This window comes from Williamsia muralis NBRC 105860 (assembly GCF_001598915.1).
In the GTDB taxonomy this organism is placed as follows: Bacteria; Actinomycetota; Actinomycetes; order Mycobacteriales; family Mycobacteriaceae; genus Williamsia; species Williamsia muralis.
In genome coordinates, this window is the sequence record NZ_BDAP01000004.1 from 177288 (window position 1) to 196634 (window position 19347).

Annotated in this window: 9 protein-coding genes; 7 read left to right on the forward strand and 2 right to left on the reverse strand. The window is 66.2% G+C overall.

The window, feature by feature from the left end:
* Positions 1-100: 100 nt before the first annotated feature.
* On the reverse strand, positions 101-391 hold the full coding sequence (locus WIMU1_RS16520; RefSeq protein WP_084248325.1) for a response regulator transcription factor: 291 nt from the start codon (positions 389-391) through the stop codon (positions 101-103).
* Between the two features lie 330 nt (positions 392-721).
* Here WIMU1_RS16520 and WIMU1_RS26410 point away from each other — a divergent pair, with 330 nt between their 5' ends.
* From WIMU1_RS26410 to WIMU1_RS16535, 3 genes are all read left to right on the forward strand, one after another.
* Positions 722-1240 carry an MTB12 C-terminal domain-containing protein gene (locus WIMU1_RS26410; protein WP_030164700.1) on the forward strand — a complete coding sequence of 173 codons (519 nt, stop codon included), beginning with the start codon at positions 722-724 and terminating at the stop codon, positions 1238-1240.
* 185 nt (positions 1241-1425) lie between these two features.
* Positions 1426-1950: a DUF4190 domain-containing protein gene (locus WIMU1_RS26415; RefSeq protein WP_158599256.1), complete on the forward strand. Its 525-nt coding sequence runs from the start codon at positions 1426-1428 to the stop codon at positions 1948-1950.
* A gap of 1 nt (position 1951) precedes the next feature.
* Positions 1952-2470 (forward strand): VOC family protein, encoded by a 519-nt coding sequence (locus tag WIMU1_RS16535; RefSeq protein WP_062798855.1) that lies wholly within the window; start codon positions 1952-1954, stop codon positions 2468-2470.
* Between the two features lies 1 nt (position 2471).
* Here the strand turns inward: WIMU1_RS16535 and WIMU1_RS16540 are convergent, their stop codons facing one another.
* The gene (locus WIMU1_RS16540; protein WP_062798857.1) at positions 2472-3218 is read right to left on the reverse strand and encodes an SDR family NAD(P)-dependent oxidoreductase; all 747 of its coding nucleotides are present in this window, start codon (positions 3216-3218) and stop codon (positions 2472-2474) included.
* Positions 3219-3307: 89 nt separating this feature from the next.
* Here WIMU1_RS16540 and WIMU1_RS16545 point away from each other — a divergent pair, with 89 nt between their 5' ends.
* From WIMU1_RS16545 to WIMU1_RS16560, 4 genes are all read left to right on the forward strand, one after another.
* Complete coding sequence (locus WIMU1_RS16545) at positions 3308-3898, forward strand: TetR/AcrR family transcriptional regulator (protein ID WP_062798859.1); 591 nt, start codon at positions 3308-3310, stop codon at positions 3896-3898.
* 281 nt (positions 3899-4179) lie between these two features.
* A complete protein-coding gene (locus WIMU1_RS16550; RefSeq protein ID WP_062798862.1) occupies positions 4180-17973 on the forward strand; it encodes a non-ribosomal peptide synthetase in 13794 nt (4597 codons plus the stop codon).
* Positions 17954-18214: an MbtH family protein gene (locus WIMU1_RS16555; protein WP_030164721.1), complete on the forward strand. Its 261-nt coding sequence runs from the start codon at positions 17954-17956 to the stop codon at positions 18212-18214. Before WIMU1_RS16550 ends, WIMU1_RS16555 begins: the two co-directional genes overlap by 20 nt.
* Positions 18207-19277 carry an ATP-binding cassette domain-containing protein gene (locus tag WIMU1_RS16560; protein ID WP_062798863.1) on the forward strand — a complete coding sequence of 357 codons (1071 nt, stop codon included), beginning with the start codon at positions 18207-18209 and terminating at the stop codon, positions 19275-19277. Before WIMU1_RS16555 ends, WIMU1_RS16560 begins: the two co-directional genes overlap by 8 nt.
* The last annotated feature ends 70 nt before the right edge of the window (positions 19278-19347 follow it).

The following is a 19347-nucleotide window of genomic DNA, read 5'->3' on the forward strand; positions in this document are numbered from 1 at the left end:
GGCACAACTGTGCCCAGGTAACCGCTCAAGTGTAGAGAACCAGCAGGTGGAAACCAAATTGCTGCGAGATAGGCCCAGGACACAACACTGACGTCGGGTTTCACCAATCGTCGAGGCGCGTGTACCCGTCTTGGATGGCCCGCGCGAGCAGTTGCGCTTTTGTACGGGCCGGTCGGCCGACAAGATCGTACTTTCCCCGGATCCGGGTGATGTGGGTGCTGACGGTGGCCGGCGTGATGAACAGCGATGCTGCCGCCTCGACTTTGGAGTCGGCCGCAAACCAGGCCAGGAGCACCTCTACCTCCCGCGGCGACAGGGTGGGTACGGCCACCGAATCCGCCTGGCCCCCCGCGCCGGGAGTGCGCCCCGGATGCACATCTTCGACTGTCATGGACTTCGCTCCCCCTTTCGTGATGACCGTCGCAGCACACGCCGTGTCGACGACGACCCGCCGCGATGGTGTGCACTGCGCCGACCGCAACCCCCTCCTCGGATGGCGACCGGCACCGCAAATCTAGCGCTTGATGCCGTAAAAGGCTCAATCACAACGTCTTTCGCAAGGGTCACTAGTCGTCCGCACCTGTCAGACCGAACTTGCCGATGAAGCACCCGTACTGCCGATCGAGGCATCGAAATCCGCCGGACGGGCACTTGACCTCGTCGGACACGTCGCGCGCACCTAGGTTAGTGTTGGCTTACTTAATCGGTTCTAGGAGTGCATATGAACTTTCGCAAGAGTGTGGCCGGCATCGCCCTGGTCGGCCTGACCGTCTTCGGAGTCGCCGCGTGCAGCGACGACAGCGAGTCCGAATCCGCATCCTCGACCACGGCCTCGGCGACATCCCAGAGCTCTGCGGACACGTCCGGCACGGCCACCGAGTCGGGGTCGACCCTCGAGAGCTCCACGGCACAGGAGATCTTGCGCACGGTCCTCACGCCCGAGACCGCGCCTGCCGACTCGGCGAAGCTGGTCGACTCGACGGATCCGTCCATCGGCGCACAGCTGACCGGATTGTCGCGCGGCTTCACCACCGCCGGTTACACCCCGGACAAGTTCACTGTCACAACGGTGACGGTGAACGGAGAGAACAAGGCCACCGCGAACGTCGAGGTGGCGAGCCCGCACACCCCGCAGCCGGTGGCCATGCCCATCGACTACGTCTACGCCGACGGCACCTGGAAGCTTGCAGGATCGTCCGTCACCGACCTCGCCTCCATGGGGTCCACGCACGGCGGCTGACGCGACCGCAACCTGATCGGAACCGATGCGCGGTGCCAGGCCACTTCGGTGGCCGGGCACCGCGCTTCGTCGTCTCAGCGACCGCCGTGACCGCCGAACGCGCCACAGATCGCGCGGACTCCTCGTGCGCGGCGCATAAGCTGGCACGAGCAGGCGATGGACAGCCGAACGAGCGGAGCGCACCGATGACACAACGCCAGGATTCCGACCGTCAACGGCCTGATCTCACCAAGCCCACGCCCGCCGGTCGAACGCACAGCACGGAGCCCATCGCCACCGACTCATGGTCATCCGGCCACTGGCCGTCGTACGACCCCGAAGGATCGGGTGGATTCCGAGATCCCCTCGCGAGCCTCGACCCCGCATATCCCCCGTACCCCGGCGCCTATCCGCCGCTGACGTATCCAGGCGGTTCACCCGGCCTCTACGCGTACCCGGTCAACCCGTATGCGACCGCCCGCCCCCGAACGAACTCGATGGCCAACGCGGCCATGATCTGCGCCCTCATCTCCGTACCCGCCACGTTCATCTGCCTGGGAGCGCTGCTCGCCCCCGCGGCGGTGATCATGGGATTCGTCGGCTTGGGTCAGATGAAGAACACCGGGGAGACAGGCGAGGCCCAGGCATGGACAGGCATCGCCATCGGCGGCCTCATGACGTCATTTGTCCTCATGCTCTTCATGGCACTCGCGCTGGCGATCGGTTCCTGAGGTGAACGTTGCCGACGGGCCGATCTTTCAGGTCGCGTGGGTCGTGGCCGACATCGACGCCGCTGAAAAGGAGTTCACCGACCGCTACGGCGTCCGATCGTGGTTGCGCATCCCGGACGTGGCGTTCGGCCCAGGCGCGTGCTCCTACCGCGGCGCACCCGCCGACTACTCGATCCACGTATCCCTGGGATACGCCGGCGGTCAGCAGCTCGAATTGATCCAGCCCGTCTCAGGAGTCAATCTCTACACCGAATTTCTCGATGCGCACGGGCCGGGCCTTCACCACATCGCCTGGCTCCCAGACGATTTCGACGCGGCCATCGCCGACCTGAAGGCTGCGGGCACAGAGATCCTCCAGGACGGCGTGTTCGAGGGCGTCGGGATGGAGTTCGCCTACATCGGCGGCGGTCCGATCGGGTCCTACGTCGAACTGATGAAACTGTCCGACGACATGCGTGCGATGTTCGACGGGCTGATCCCCGACGGCTACACCAATCCATGGCGGCCGACCGACAACTGAGTCAGTCCGCCGACCGGCCGTTGTCGGCCGCGTAGACCGCACCGTGCACAGCCGCGGCGTCGTCGCTGGCGAGGAAGGCGATCAATTTCGCCACATCCGCGGTATCGGCGAATCCTCGCGGCGACGCCGCTCGCATCACCAGATCGAAGTCGGCGTTCGAGGGCGGCGCGAAGTTTGTCACCTGCGGGGTCAACATTCCTCCCGGGCACACCGCATTGACCCGCAGTCCCGTGTGGGCGTACTCCACGGCAAGCGCTCGGGTGAGGCCGACGAGACCGTGTTTGGCAGCGCAGTAGCCAGCTGAGTACGCCTGACCCTGGACCCCCGCCACCGACGAGACGTTGACGATGCTCCCCCGGTTCTCGATCAGCTGAGGCAATGCCGCCTGGATCAGATGAAAAGGACCACTCAGATTGACAGCGAGATCGCGCTGCCAATCGTCGTCGGTCACCTCCGTGGTGTGACGCATGGTGTGTGCGCCCGCGACGTTCACGAGTGCGTCGATCCTGCCGAACCGATCCACACAGGCCTCGATCGCACGCCGACACTGCTGCGCATCGACGAGGTCGCCGATCTGAAACCGGCCGCCCGGCACGCTGTCGAACACTGCCGCCAGGCGGTCGGCATCACGGGCGAAGCCGAACACCTCTGCGCCGCGCGCAGAAAACAGTTCGACCACAGCGGATCCCAGACCAGACGAGGCGCCAGTGACAAAGACCACTTTCTTGTGCAGCGGGTCGGTAATCATCGTTCAATATAAGCATGGCCGCTTAACGGTGATGTGGCTTACGAACTTCATTCGGGCCGACTCGGCGGAATGGGACGGGAGGGGCCACAGTGACGGACACCGGAACCGACCGCGGCAAGCGAGAATTGCTCGACGCCGCCGAGCGATTGATCGCCACCCGCGGCTACGAGGTCCCGCTCCGCGACATCGCGATCGAAGCCGGACATCGCAACAACTCAGCCGTGCAGTATCACTTCGGGAACCGCGAAGGATTGATCGCCGCGATCGTCGCCCGACGTCTCGGACCCATGGAACTCGTGCGGTCACAAATGTTGAAAGACCTTGCCGCACAGAACAAAGAGCCCAGCATCCGCGACCTGATCAGCGTCCTGGTCCTACCCATCCTGCAGATGAAGGGCACCCACTACGCACGCTTTCTCGAGGTCATCAGAACGGCCTGGCCGGACGAGACACTGCAGCGCCATGACACGGAATGGCCGAAAGTACTTGAACGACTGACCAAATCGATCGATGCCGATCGAGCAGCCCGCAACCGGCGGGTCGCAGCCGTCGCCACGGCGATGTTCGCGTTGATCGCCGACTACGAGCGGCGCACCGAAGCAGGCATGCAATCGGACTCCGAACCAGACGAAATCATAGAGATACTAACGGCAATCGTGACCGCGAAGATCATTCGATAACAGCTGTGTGCAAACACCGGGTGACCATCTGCTGAACGTTCCCCGTTTATTGTGTTGCGACCGTGGGTAACTAGCCCGCCGTGCGTGTAACCCCGCTTGTAACAAAGTATTTCCGAACAGCGATAGGGCTGTCACCAGGCCAGACTCCGTCGGGGCGATAAAAATAGTCAGTCTGACCAATCTATTGCAGCGTCAGTACCGAACAACTACGCAAGACACTGCACAACGAGCGACCAAGTTACGGGAGGGGCGTTGTGAAGCGAGCCTTTAGCGGTACAAGCATGCCTGAAACCATTGGCACCGACCAGGATCTGGTCGTCGCAGAGTTCACCTTGGGCAACGAGGACAGGCAGGCGGACGAGGCACCTACACAGCCGTCATTCCCGATGACCGCAGCTCAGCGTGGGATCTGGTACGCGCACCAGTTCGATTCCGAGGTTCCGCTGTCGGTATCGGCCTATGTCGAACTGCGCGGGCCCGTGGACCTCGACGTACTGGCCGACGCCGTACACAAGACCGCCCGAGACACCGAGTCGGCGCTGTTGCGCGTGATCGAGACCGACGACGAGCCGGTACTGACCGTCGATCGCGACCGGGAGGTCGAACTCGGCTACGTCGATCTTCGAGACGATGCCGATCCCCATGCGGCAGCTCTGAATTGGATGAAGACCCACCGGCTCAAACCTGTGGATCTGGTCACCGACCACCTGCTCGAGACCTACGTACTCCAACTCGCCGACGAGCATGTGATCTGGTACTGCTGGGGGCATCACCTGGCCTTCGACGGCTACGGGGCCATGTTCATGCTCACCGCCGTCGCCGCACATTACGGTGCGATCGTCGAAGGACGCGACTACACACCCCCGACCTCCGCCTCGATGCTGCACATCTCCGAGATGGACCGCGAGTACCGCGCATCAGAACGGTTCGAGACCGACCGCCAGTACTGGAAAGACCAGCTCGACAGCATCGACCCCGACGTCGCGGCGACCGCGCGGGCGTCACTCACCCGCAGCGAGGTGCTGCGGCGTGGCGCCGAGACCGATGACCTGACCGCCGCCCTCACCGCCATCATCGCCTCTTCTGAGCTCAGCGAGGAACTCGCCGCGGACCTGCGTGCCGCGGCCAAGGCCTGTGGCGTGCGGCCGGCCTCTGCGATCACTGCCATTGTCGCCCTGTACCTTTCCGGATTGACCGGCCGGAATGAGACCGTCATCAGTCTCCCCGTGGCCGCTCGCACCTCGGACATGCTGCGCGTGAGCGCCGGGATGACGTCCAACGTCCTGCCCATCGAGGTCCCCACCGAACCGTCCATGACGATCCGTGAACTGTTCGCCCAGGCGAATCTGCACATCAAACACGGCCTCAAGCACCAGCGCTTCCGCCACGAGGACATCAACCGGGAGCTGCTCGGCGACACCGGCACCGAGCGGGACTTCTACGGGCCGATGGTCAACGTGATGCTGTTCTTCAGCCACATCGACTTCGGATCGGTCAGCGGTGAGGTGCACCTGCTGTCCACCGGACCTGTCGAGGATCTGTCGTTCAACGTCTACGAGAACTTCGGCAATCAGCACATCATGCTCGACCTCGAAGCGAATCCCAATCGGTACTCGCCCGACGAGGTCCATGATCACCACCGGCGTATCGAGGCCCTGCTCACCGACATCGTCCGCGGCGACCTCGACCGCACCATTGCGCAGGTCAGCACCGTACCCGCCGACGAGCGCAGACAGCTTCTGCACGTCTGGAACGACACCTACCGGGAGTTGCCGGCGCAGACGCTGACGGAACTCTTGGATGCGGCAGCCGAACATCACGCCGACCGACCCGCCCTTCAGTCGGCCGGGAACGCCACGCACCCACTCACGTACGCAGACCTGGCGCGGCATACGAACCGCCTCGCACGACGTCTGATCGCGGAGGGTGCGGGGCCTGAGTCGGTGGTGGCGGTGACGTTGCCCCGCAGCGTCGAACAAGTGGTCGCCATCCATGCGGTCATCAAATCGGGCGCCGCGTATCTGCCGATCAATCCAGACGACCCAGCGGACCGCATCGAGCACATCCTGGGTACGGCCTCTCCGTCGATCGTGCTGGTCGCCACCGATCAGCAGGCTCCCGAGACCACCGCGACCGTTCTCGACGTCGGCCTCGACGACACCTCGGACGTCGACCACCGGGCGATCACCGACGCCGACCGCCGCGCACCCTTGCGTCCGGAGCACCCTGCGTACGTGATCTTCACCTCGGGCTCAACCGGTAAACCCAAGGGCGTCACGGTCAGTCATCGAGCGATCACAAACCGGCTGCAGTGGATGCAGCACGAATATCACATCGACCAGAACGACCGTGTCATCCAGAAAACCCCGGCCACCTTCGACGTATCGGTGTGGGAGTTCTTCTGGCCTCTGGCGGCAGGCGCGCATCTCATCGTGCCCACCCCTGACGGACACCGGGATCCGTGGTACTTGCGCGACGTCATGTCGGCGCATGCCGTGACGGTCGCTCACTTTGTCCCGTCGATGCTCGCGGCCTTCGTCTCCGCGTTCGAGTCCGATCCGCAGACCGCAGAAGGCCGCGATGGGCTCGACAACCTGCGACTGGTCTTCACCAGTGGCGAGGCCCTCGCCACGGCGACTGCTGTGCGGTTCCGCCGCGTCAGCAATGCCCCGGTCAACAATCTCTACGGTCCCACCGAAGCCGCCGTCGACGTCACTTTCGAGAACGACAGTGCCTCGAGCACCGGCGCCTCCGTGCCGATCGGACGCCCGGTGTGGAACACCGCGGTATATGTTCTCGACCAGCAGCTTCGCCCCCAGCCTGTCGGCGCGGTCGGCGAACTGTACTTGGCAGGAACACAATTGGCGCGTGGATACGTCGGGCGCCCGGACCTGACGGCCGATCGGTTCGTGGCCGATCCCCATCAGCCGGGTCGACGGATGTACCGCACCGGCGACCTCGTCCGGTGGCGTGCGGACGGCACTCTCGACTACATCGGGCGCAGCGACTTCCAGGTGAAGATCCGTGGCCAGCGCATCGAACTCGGCGAGGTCCAGGCAGCGCTGACCGGCGCCGGAGGCGTCGGCGAGGCCGTGGTGGTCGTCCGCGTGGATCCGGGCACAGGCGATCCCATGCTCGTCGGCTACATCACGCCGTCGGGCGGGGCATCCCCCGACCCGGTCGACATCCGCCGCGCACTCCGAAGGACATTGCCCGAGTTCATGATCCCGTCGGTGATCGTGGAACTCGACCAGATCCCCACCACGTCGAACGGCAAGCTCGACAGCCGGGCGTTGCCGGATCCCGTATTCGTCCCCACCCAGGACACAACGGTCGCCCCTCGCGACGACCTCGAACTCGCACTGTGCCAATTGTTCTCGGGCATACTCGGACGAGAGACCGTCAGCGCCGAGGCATCCTTCTTCGATCTCGGGGGCAATTCACTACTCGCCACCAAGATCGTCGCCCGGTTGACCGCGCTGGCCGGCCGGCGCATCGGCATCAAGACCCTGTTCGCGGCGCCCACACCTTCGGATCTGGCGGAGGCGTTGCGGGACATGGGCGTCGACGAGTCACTGATCCGACCCGATCGAGCCGTCACCACCATCAAGGCGGTCACCACCGATGACACCCGGATCCCGCTGTCGGCGGCGCAGCAGCGGGTGTGGTTCATCAACCGGTCAGACCCGGAATCCGGCGCCTACAACATCCCGTTCCGCCTGACGCTTCGTGGCACGCTCGACCACGACGCACTGGCTCAGGCACTGGTCGATGTCGCCGAACGTCAGCAGGTGTTGCGGACGGTGTTCCCACTCGACGACGACGGACCGTTCCAGCGCGTTCTGCCGGTGGACGAGGTGGACCTCGACCTCGCCGAGACCGAGGTCAGCCGACCGGATGTCGAACGCGTGAGCCGTGAGCTGGCCGGTGAGGGCTTCGACCTCGGTCAGCAGGTCCCGATCCGTGCGCGGCTGCTGCGCATGTCCGACACCGAACACGTGCTGGTCGTGGTCCTGCACCACATCGCGGCCGACGGACTCTCACTCGCCCCGCTCGCGGGCGACCTGTCGATCGCCTACACCGCCCGCTCAGCCGGTCACCGACCCGACTGGCAGCCGCTGCCCGTGCAGTACAGCGACTTCAGCATCTGGCAGGCCGAGCAACTGGCCGATGACAGCAGCCCCGATTCCATTGCGGCGCAACTTCGTTACTGGTCTCTCACACTCGCCGACATGCCGGCGCAGACCGATCTGCCGACGGACCGGCCGCGGCCGGCGAACCCAACCATGCGCGCCGGTGGCCACACCGTCGAACTCGATGCCGACGTGCATCGCGGACTACTCGCTGCCGCACAGGCGCCGGGTGAGCAGACGCTGTTCACCGTTGTCCACGCATTGGTCGCGACGTTGCTGCGTCGGATGGCCAACGACGACGACGTCGCGGTGGGCACACCGGTGGGTGGCCGCGGCGACGACGCCCTCGACCAACTGGTCGGCATGTTCGTCAACACCGTCGTACTGCGCGCATCGATCAGCAAGTCGGACAGCTTCGGCGATCTCGTATCCCGCCTGCAGGCCATCACGGTCGATGCACTGGCGCACGCCGACGCCCCGTTCGAACAAGTTGTGCAGGCCGTCAATCCCGACCGTTCGAATCCAGCACATCCGCTGTTCCAGGTGAGTATTGCTCTCAACGAGAACACCGACATCTCCCTCGAACTGCCGGGTCTCATCGTGTCGGCTGCACCGATCAGCGCCGGGGTCATCAAGTTCGACCTCCAGTTCACCGTCACCGAGCAGTACACGACGGACGGCGAGCCGGCGGGCCTCGATGTCGAGATCGATTACGCCGCAGAATTGTTCGACCACGCGACGATCCGCACACTGGGCAAACGACTGCAGCAGGTCGCCCGCGGCGTGCTCGCCGACCCCACCCGGCCGATCGGCGACATCAACATCCTCGGTCGCGCGGAGGAGATGGCGCTTGTACCGGCCACCGGTCCCACCCCACGCCGCGCGCGGGTGCTTCCGGACATCCTCGCCGAGGCGGTCTCGGTCAATCCCGACGCGGTCGCGGTCCGCGAAGCCGGCCGCGAACTCACCTACGTCGAACTCGACACCCGCTCGGACGCCCTCGCGCACCTCCTCATCGCGGAAGGCATCGGCCCGGAGGACTTCGTGGCCATCGCGGTCCCGCGTTCGCTCGAATGGATCATCGCGCTGTGGGCCACCGCCAAGACAGGCGCTGCCTGGGTGCCGGTGGATCCGCGGTATCCGGCCGAGCGCATCGACCACATCCTGGCTGATTCCGGGGCGAAACTGTGCCTCACCGTGCGGAACTCGCCGGTGGCGCCCCCTGGAACCCCTGCGATCGCAGTCGACCACCCCGAACTGCTCGAGCAACTGCGTGCAGCCCCGGACAACCCGGTCCGGTCACACCACCGGGTCGGCCCACTGACACTGGACAACCCCGCGTATCTCATCTACACCTCCGGGACCACCGGTGTGCCGAAGGGTGTGGTGGTCAGCCATCACGGCCTGGTCGACTTCACGTCCGAACAGGTGCAGCGGTTCGGTGTCGAGACCGACAGCGTCACACTGCATTTCGCATCGCCGAGCTTCGACGCCTCGGTCCTCGAGGTCCTCATGGCGGTCGGCGGAGCCGCGACCATGGTGATCGCTCCGCCACATGTTCTCGGCGGCAACGAACTCCAGGACGTACTCGCCGACCAGTCGGTCACGCACGCGTTCGTCACGCCGTCGGTGCTGGCAACCATGGAATCGGACGCCCTGCCTTCGCTGTCCACGGTGATCGTCGGTGGCGAGCACCCCAACCCCGAGGTCATTTCCCGATGGGCCCGTGGTCGTCGGTTGTTCAACGCGTACGGCCCCACCGAAGCCACCGTTGCTGCCACCATCACCGACCCGATCGCACCCGATGAGACCCTGAGCATCGGCGGACCGGTACGGGGCATGGATCTGCTGGTCCTGGACGAACGGCTTCAGCCGGTACCGACCGGCGCCGTTGGCGAGCTGTACCTCGCAGGCGGACACCTGGCGCGCGGATACCACCGACGGGTACGGCGCACGTCGGAATCGTTCCTGGCCAACCCATTCGGGCGCGACGGCGACCGCATGTACCGCACCGGCGACCTCGTGCGCTGGACATCGGCCGGTGAACTGGAGTTCCTCGGGCGTGCCGACAGCCAGGTCAAGGTGCGTGGCTTCCGGATCGAGCTCGGTGAGATCGATGCCGCCCTCATTCGTGACGACCTGGTGGCCGAGGCCGTCACGGTCGCCCGGCCGGGCCGCGACGGCACCACGGAATTGGTGTCGTACGTCAGCCCGGTGACCGCCCACACGTTGCAGGCCGATTCGCTGCGAGAACGGTTGTCAGCTCAACTCCCGGGTCATATGGTGCCGCGTTCCATCATGGTGATCGATCGCCTGCCGGTGACCCCCAGCGGGAAGATCGACTACCGGGCGCTTCCCGAACCGTCGCGTTCCGCGGACAGCCCGACAGACAACGGCGGCGGACCGCGCGGCCTCCGCGAGCAGCAGATCGCCGCCATGTTCGCGCAGGTGACCGGCCGCGATGTCGCCACCATCGGCCGCAGCGAAGACTTCTTCGAGATGGGCGGCAACTCGCTGATGGCCACTCAGGTGGTGGCGCGTCTCGAGGCCTTGCTGGGACGCCGCGTCCCGGTCCGCACCCTCTTCGACAACCCCACCACCGCGCGCCTCGCCCGGGCCTGTGCAGCAGAGCCCGGCGACGACGCGGCCGCACCTCTGCCCGAACTCGTGGCCCGTGAACGCCCGGCGTTCGGGCGTGACTCCGTTCCCGCGCTCGCCGCCTCACGACTCTGGTTCCTCAATCGGCTCGAACCCGAATCCGGCGCGTACAACATCGCGTTCGCCGTCACCTTGCGCGGCGCCCTGAATGTCGCGGCGCTCGAACTCGCACTCTCCGACGTGGTCGCCCGCCATGAACCGCTGCGCACCATCTATCCCGAGGACGACGGCAGGCCACAGGTCGAGGTGCTCGAAGCACCGCGGTTCGAGTTGCCGGTCGCCGAATCGGCAGGCGATCAGTTGGCCGAGCGGCAAACAGCATTGGGCGTCGAAGGATTCGATCTGCGCACCTCGCCGCCGATCAGGGCCGAACTCGTCCGCACGGATGTCGACACCCACGTGCTGACGATGGTGATCCATCACATCGCCGCCGATGGCTGGTCGTTGCGTCCACTGGCAACCGATCTCGCCGTCGCATACGAAGCGCGGTGCGCGGGACGAACACCCGACCTGGCCCCGCTGCCCGTTCGTTTCCGTGATTTCGCCGAGTGGCAGCGGGCTGCACTCGGGGACGACCAGGATCCGAGCAGCCGGATCAGCGGTTTGCTGACCTGGTGGCGCGACACCCTGTCAGGGGTGAGCCGGGAGTCGATTCTCGCTCACACCGACACCGGCGAACACGGCAGTGGAACGGTCGACTTCCAGATCGCCCCTGAGGTCCTGGACGGACTGTCCAGCGTCGCCCGCTCGCGCGACGCAAGCCTGTTCATGGTGATGCACAGCGCGTTTGCCGCGCTACTCCACCGCCTGAGCACCCACTCCGACGTCCATCTCGAGGGCGCCGATTCCGATGTGGTGATCGGTAGCCCGGTCGCCGGACGCGACCACCCCGATCTCGCCGACCTGGTCGGAATGTTCGTGAACACCGTTGTGCTGCGCACGCCGGTGAAATCCGGTGCGCAGTTCACCGAGCTCATCGACCGCGTTCGCGACACCGACATCGACGCGTTCTCGCACGCCGACGTTCCCTATGACCAACTGGCCACCGCGGTCGCGGACGACCGCCGCCAGCAGGATCCCCTCGTCCGGGTCGCCCTGGCGTTCGCCGACGAATCCGGCCCTGCCCTCCAGCTCGGGGAGCTGATCGCCGACGTCACAGAGATCGACACCGCGGGAACGCGTTTCGATCTGGAGCTCCGGGTGACCGGGCACATGATGCGGCTGACCTACGCGCGGGACAAATATCCCGCAGCCGTCATCGAAGCCATGGCGCAGCGCTTCGTCCGCGTTCTCGAGAGCGTCGTCGCAGACCCCGAGATCACCATCGGCGACCTCGATGTGCTGACCGAGAACGAGTGGCCCGAGGGTGTCGCCGCGGGAACCGACGAGGCGGGCAATGCCTGGTCGGACCAGCAGACCCTGTTGCCCGACCTGCTCGCCGATGCCGTGAGCCGCGACCCGGACGCGCCGGCGCTCGTCTTCGACGCGGGCCAGTGGCCGGCCTCGGAAGCCGGTCCGGGCACGCTGACCGACGACGGTCGCCAGGTGCTCACCTACCGGGAACTCGACGAGTGGTCGAACCGTTGGGCCCGTTACCTTCTCAGCCTGGAGATCGGACCCGAGGACATCGTTCCCATCGCCCTGCAGCGCGGTGCCACCTCCGTGGCCGCGATGTGGGCGATCACCAAGACCGGCGCAGCTTTCTTGCCGGTGGACCCGGGCTATCCGGCTGAGCGCATCGAACACATGGTGACCGACAGCAAAGCCGTCGTGGGCCTGACCGATCAGGCGACCGCGCATGATCTTCCCGTCGGTGTCCGGTGGATCAGCCTGGACGGCCAGCTCGGTGCAGCCGTGAACACCATGAGTGGTCGTCGACTCACCCGTCACAGGTGGGCCCAGCCGGACAACATCGCGTACGTGATCTACACTTCGGGCTCCACGGGGGTGCCCAAGGGCGTGGCGGTCACCCACCGTGGTCTGGCACCGCTGGCGGCCGAACAACGTGAGCGGTACGGGGTCGACAGCGATTCGCGCACCCTGCATTTCGCGTCACCGAGCTTTGATGCATCGATGCTCGAACTGCTGCTGGCCGTCTCGGCCGGTGCCACCATGGTCATCGCCCCACGAATCTATGGCGGGTCCGAACTCGAGCAGTTCCTGCGGTCGCAGCGCATCACCCACGCGTTCATCACACCCGCGGCGCTCGCCACCGTTCCGAGCGCAGATCTGCCTGATCTCCGCACGCTGGCTGTGGGTGGCGAGGCATGCGGTCCCGACCTCGTCCGTACCTGGGCCCCCGGACGCACGTTCCTCAATGCCTACGGCCCCACCGAGACCACTGTCGTGTCCGTGATGGCCACGATCAACGGCGACGACAGCCGGCCTCTGCCGAGCGGACCCATTCCGATCGGCATGCCCGTACGTGGTGAGGGAGCAGTGGTTCTCGATGCCGCCCTGCGGCCGGTGCCGGCAGGTGTACCCGGCGAGCTGTATCTCAGCGGGGCGGGTCTCGCACGTGGATACGTCCGGCGTGCGGGTCTGACGGCCACGCGGTTCGTCGCGAACCCCTACGGTGAACCGGGCGGATTGCTCTACCGCACAGGCGATGTGGTGACGGTGAACCCGGACGGCGTGATCACCTACCTCTCACGCAGTGACAACCAGGTCAAGCTCCGCGGGTTCCGGATCGAGCTCGGTGAGGTCAACACCGCACTCACCGCACGACCCGACATCCGCTTCGCGGTGACGGTGGTGCGCGGTCGCGGGGAGGGTGCCACGCTGGCGAGTTATGTCGTCCCCGTCGACGGCGAGGTGGATCTCGACGACGTGAGGCGCCACCTGCAGGCCCGACTGCCGCGCCATCAGGTGCCTGCTTCGATCACACCGATCGACTCGATCCCGTTGACCGCCAACGGAAAACTGAACAGCGCTGCCCTCCCCGAACCCGTGGTCGGCGGAACCGACACCGAGCGCCGCCCCGTGGCGGGCGATGCCCAGGAGGCCCTCGCCACGTTGTTCGCCGAGGTGCTCGGCGTACCGGCCGACCAGATCGGGGCAGACGACGACTTCTTCGAACTCGGCGGTACCTCGCTGACCGCCACTCAGTTGATCAGCCGGATCAACCGGGCATTGGGTACCGAACTGCCGGTGAGGGTGGTCTTCGACCATCCGACGGTCTCCGACCTCGCCGGGTTCGCCGCGGCAGGCGACGTGGTTTCGGACCGAGGTGAGCGAGCGCCACTGAGCCATCGCGACCACGCCACGTCCGCACCGCTGTCGCTGGCCCAGCGGCGCCTGTGGTTCCTGTCCCGCACCGATCCGGAGTCGGCGGCGTACAACGTGCCCTTCGCGGTGGAGTTCCACGGCGAATTGTCCGTCGAAGCACTGCATTCGGCGCTGATCGACCTGGTCGAGAGGCATGAGAGTCTGCGGACGCTGTTCCCCGAGGTCGACGGGGAGGCCACCCAGGTGCCCGAGCCCGACGCAGCGAAGGTGATCGGTCACCGGTTGCTGGTGGAGAACCACGACACCGCAGACCTGGAAAGCCTGGTCTTGACTACCGCCGCACAGGGTTTCGACCTGTCGAACCAGCCGCCCATCCGCGTCCGGTTGCTGCGTACCGGACCGTTGAGCCACACGCTGGTGGTGGTGCTGCACCACATCGCCGCGGACGGATGGTCGTTGCCGACGCTGCTCGGTGATCTGATGCTCGCCTACCGCGCGCGCAGTGCCGGCGAGGCGCCGCAGTTCGACCCGTTGCCGGTCAGCTACATCGACCACACCCTGTGGCAACACACCACTGTGGGTTCACCCGACGATCCCGGCAGCGCCGCGGCCCGGCAGATCGATTACTGGCGGGGTGTACTCGCAGATGCCCCCGTCGATTCCACGATCCCGTCGCAGGAAGAGACAACCAAGGCCCAAGACGGCGCCGCCGCACACAGTGGCGGACACACGGTGCTGACCATCGACGACGATCTGCGCGGCGCCATCGCGGAACTCGCACGCCGAGAAGGTGTCAGCCCGTTCATGCTGATGCACGCCGCGCTCGCGGTTCTGATGTACCGCATGGGTTCGGGGTCCGATGTGCTGATCGGCACCCCGGTGGCCGGCCGATTCGAGCCCGAATTGCAAAGGGTCGTGGGCATGTTCGTCAACACCCTCGCACTGCGCAGCACACTCGATCCCGCGGCATCGTTCACCGAGCTGTTGTCGTCGATCCGCGAGAGCGATCTCGAAGCACTCGCGCACGTCGACGTACCGTTCGACGATGTCGTCAGCGCCGTCAACCCTCAGCGGGTGCCCGGACGTCATCCCCTCTTCCAGGTCGCTCTGTCGGTTCACGACTGGTCCGAGACCAGCCTCGGCGGAAACCTCGATGCCGGCGCCGGACTTCTGGCCCAGGTCACCGAGGTAGACACGGAGTCGGTGAAGTTCGACCTGCAGTTCACCGTCACCGGTATCAACCCCGGCGCCGAAGGTCAGGCGCGGATCAAGATGACCTACGCACGGTCGCGCTACGACCAGCGGACCGCCGAGGCCATCTCGGCCCGACTGATCCGTGTTCTCCGGGCGGTCACCGACTCACCGACGATGCCCGTCGGCGACACGCCGGTCACCGATTTCGTCGAGGAGGCCACCCTGGCCCCGGTGCGCGGTCTGCCCGCCCCGAAGCCGAGATCACTGGTGGAGCTGTTCACCGCGGCGGTCAACGACAATCCCGACGGCACCGCATTGATCGACGCTCACACGAGTGTGAGCTACCGGCAGGTCGACACCCGATCGAACAAACTGGCCAGGCTGTTGCTGCGACGCGGGCTCGGCCCGGATTCGTTGGTGGCCATGGCGATTCCGCGGTCGGTGGACGCGATCATCGCGACCATTGCCATCAGCAAGACCGGCGCGGCTTTCCTGCCGGTTGATCCCACGTACCCGGCAGGCCGCATCGAGCACATGCTCGCCGACAGCCGGGTGCGCGTGGGTATCACCATCGAGCAGTACGCACAGTCGATGCCACCTGCGGTGGACTGGTTCGTTCTCGACGACTCCGCGGTGCAGGGGGCGACCGTCTCCATGTCGGCACTGCCCCTCACCCCGGCCGAGGTCGGGCACGGTACGCGGCACGATCAGCTGGCGTACATCATCTACACCTCCGGTTCCACCGGCAGGCCCAAGGGTGTGATGGTTCCCCATCGAGGTCTGGCGGCCGTGCACGACGAGCTGAAGGCGAAGATGTCGCCCGAATCGGCCTCGCGGGTACTGCATTTCGCGTCGCCGAGTTTCGACGCGTCGATCCTGGAGATGTTGCTGGCCATCTCGGGGCGCTCCGCGCTGGTGGTCAGCCCGACCGATGTCTTCGGTGGCGATCAGCTCGCCGACTTCCTCGAGCTCGGCGCGGTCACCCACGCCTTCATCACGCCCGCGGCACTGGCCAGTCTGGATCACCGGCGGGTCCGTGGACTGCGCACCATCGCGGTGGGTGGCGAGGCCTTCGGCAGCGATCTGGTCCGCCGGTGGTCCGCTGACCGGTTGATGCTGAATGTGTACGGCCCCACCGAGACCACCATCATCACCACCAGCAGTGAACCGATGGCGCCTGACACCCCGATCACGATCGGGGCGCCCAACCGCGGCGTCCGTGCGCTTGTGCTCGACTCCCGCCTGCACCCCACCCCTGTAGGGGTGGCCGGCGAGCTCTACCTCATCGGGGACCAGGTGACCCGTGGCTACTTCGGGCGTCCCGACCTCACATCGGCCCGCTTCGTTGCCAATCCGACCGGCGTCGGTGGCGAGCGGATGTACCGCACCGGTGACGTGGTGCGCTGGACGGCAACCCGCACACTGCAGTACGTCGGCCGCAGTGACGATCAGGTTCAGGTGCGCGGGTTCCGCATCGAGCTCGGCGAGATCGACGCCGTCTTGTCCGGCCTCGAGCAGGTACAGCATTCGGTGACCATCGTGGACAACGGTGAGGAGGCGGGCCATTCCGCCCGGCTGCTCAGTTATGTGGTGGCCCATGACGGTGCGGACATCGACACCGCGGCTCTCCGCGACAAGCTGGCCCACAAGTTGCCTCGTCACATGGTGCCGTCGGCGATCACGGTCATCGACGCGATGCCCCTGACACCGGTGGGCAAGCTCGACAAGAAGGCGCTTCCCAAGCCGGAGTTCTCCTCCGAGCCCGGACGCGAACCGTCGCCGGGAACGGAAACCATTGTGGCGCAGGCCTTCGCCAAGGCCCTCGACATCGAATCGGTCAGCGCCGTCGACGGGTTCTTCGATCTCGGCGGCAACTCGCTCCTGGCCACCAAGGTGATCGCGACGCTCCGCGACGAGGCCGGTATCGCGGTTCCGGTCGGCTGGATGTTCAGCGACTCGTCCCCGGAGGAGCTCGCGGCACGGATCGACGAGCAGGCCGCCGACAGCGATCCCGCTGACACCGGGGCCGCGGCGGGTATCGACCCGGCGCTGGCTCCGCTGATCGGCCTGCGGGCGCAGGGAACCCGGGCTCCGCTCTTCGCGGTGCATCCGGCGCTCGGTGTCGCGTGGAGCTACACCGCTCTGCTGCCGCATCTCGATTCCGACCGGCCCTTGTACGGACTGCAGAACCCGGCGCTGTCGGGCGGTCCCCGACTTCGGTCGGTGCCCGACCTCGCCGCGTACTACCTGCAGCAGGTCCGGGCCGTGCAGCCCGAGGGTCCGTATCACCTGATCGGCTGGTCGCTGGGCGGTTCCATCGCGCATGAGATGGCGGTGCAACTACACGAGCAAGGCCACCAGGTCGAGACGCTGATGCTGCTCGATTCGTATGTGATCCCCGGCCGTCCCGAGCTCGATGTGACTCCGTCGGTCGGAGAGTTGCTGACGGAGTTCGGCTTCGGTGACGGTGAGCTGACCGGTGATGTGGGCGGCGACATCGGCATCGACGAGGCGACCGAGATCATCCGCGCTTCCGAAGGCCCGTTGGCGCATCTGTCGGTCACGGATCTCGAGTCGTTGTACGACGCCTACGTCGCTGCCACTGCGGTGGCCCGCGAGTGGACACCGCGGGTGTACGACGGCGCAGCCATGTTCGTCACCGCGTCCGAAGACCCACCGCCCGGACGGCCCGCTGTCGATGACTGGCGTCACCACGTCACCGGGGACATCGGGCACACCGTCGCCTACTGCCGGCACAGCCAGCTACTCGACGGTGATCACGTCCATCCGGTCGCCGGGGCACTCGGCGATCACCTTGCAACACTTGATGAAAGGACCAATGATGATCAATCCATTCGATGACGAGCGGGGTACCTTCCGCGTCCTGGTCAATCACGAGGGTCAGCATTCGCTGTGGCCCGATTTCGCTCCCGTCCCGGGCGGGTGGACCTCGCAGCACGGGCCGTCCGGACGCGAGGACTGCCTGCAGTTCGTCGAGCAGAACTGGCGCGACATCGCGCCGGCGAGCTTGAAGCGATCCATGCCTGAACGCAAGGCCGTCGCCGCTTCGGCTCGCGACGGCGAGTGGTGGATCAATGGATGAGGAGACGCAGACGCATCTCGACCACCCGGTGAACGAGGGACCCGACGGTGAGGCGCCCGACAACACGGTGGGTGACGGGTCCGAGTTCGCCATCGAGGTGTCGGGCCTGTTCAAGACATTCGGGAGCCGCTTCGGCCGCGGCGCATCCCATCAGGCACTCGGCGGTGTGGATCTGAAGGTGCGTCGTGGAACCGTGCACGCGCTGCTCGGTCCCAACGGCGCGGGCAAGACCACCACCGTGCGCATCATCTCCACCCTGCTCAAGCCGGACGCGGGCTCGGCGCACGTACTCGGCATCGACGCGCTCGCGCATCCGGCGCAGGTGCGCCGCAGCATCGGCGTATCCGGTCAGTACGCGGCCGTCGACGGCAACCTCACCGGCTGGGAGAACCTCCGGATGGTCGCGCGTCTCTACGGGATGACCAAACGTGCAGCCGGCACCCGTGCCGACGAACTGATCAACGACTTCCGCCTCGAGTCGGCGCGCGACCGCCCGGCGCGCACCTACTCCGGCGGCATGCGTCGCCGTCTCGACCTGGCCGGCGCCCTGATCGCGCAGCCCGGTGTGGTGATCCTGGACGAGCCGACCACCGGACTCGACCCGCGCGGACGCCGCGAGATGTGGGCTCTGATCAATCAGCTCGTGCGCGGCGGCACCACGGTGCTCCTGACGACCCAGTATCTGGAAGAAGCCGACGCACTGGCCGACACCATCACCGTCATCGATCACGGCGAAGTGGTTGCGATGGGCTCGGCCGCCGAGCTGAAGGCGGCGAGCCAGTCGACGTTGCTGACCGTGGAGGTCGGGCTCGACATCGACCGGGATCTGGTGCACCGCGTCTTGTCCCAGCACGGGTCCTCAGAACCGCACGGAACCGCACACTCCACCGAGTGGCAGGTTGCCGTGAGCGACGGAACTGCCAGCGCCGCAACGATTATCCAGGCCCTGTCCGAGGCCGGTGTCGCGGTGCACGACTTCTCCGTGGAAGCACCGACGCTCGACGACGTGTTCCTTTCCCTCACGTCCAATCCCACGCCCGATCCCGAGGAGAACGCCGCATGACCGCGACCACCGAGGCCCGATCCGCCAGGACCGGCGCACCGCGTGCCGCCTCCTCGAAATCCACACCGAC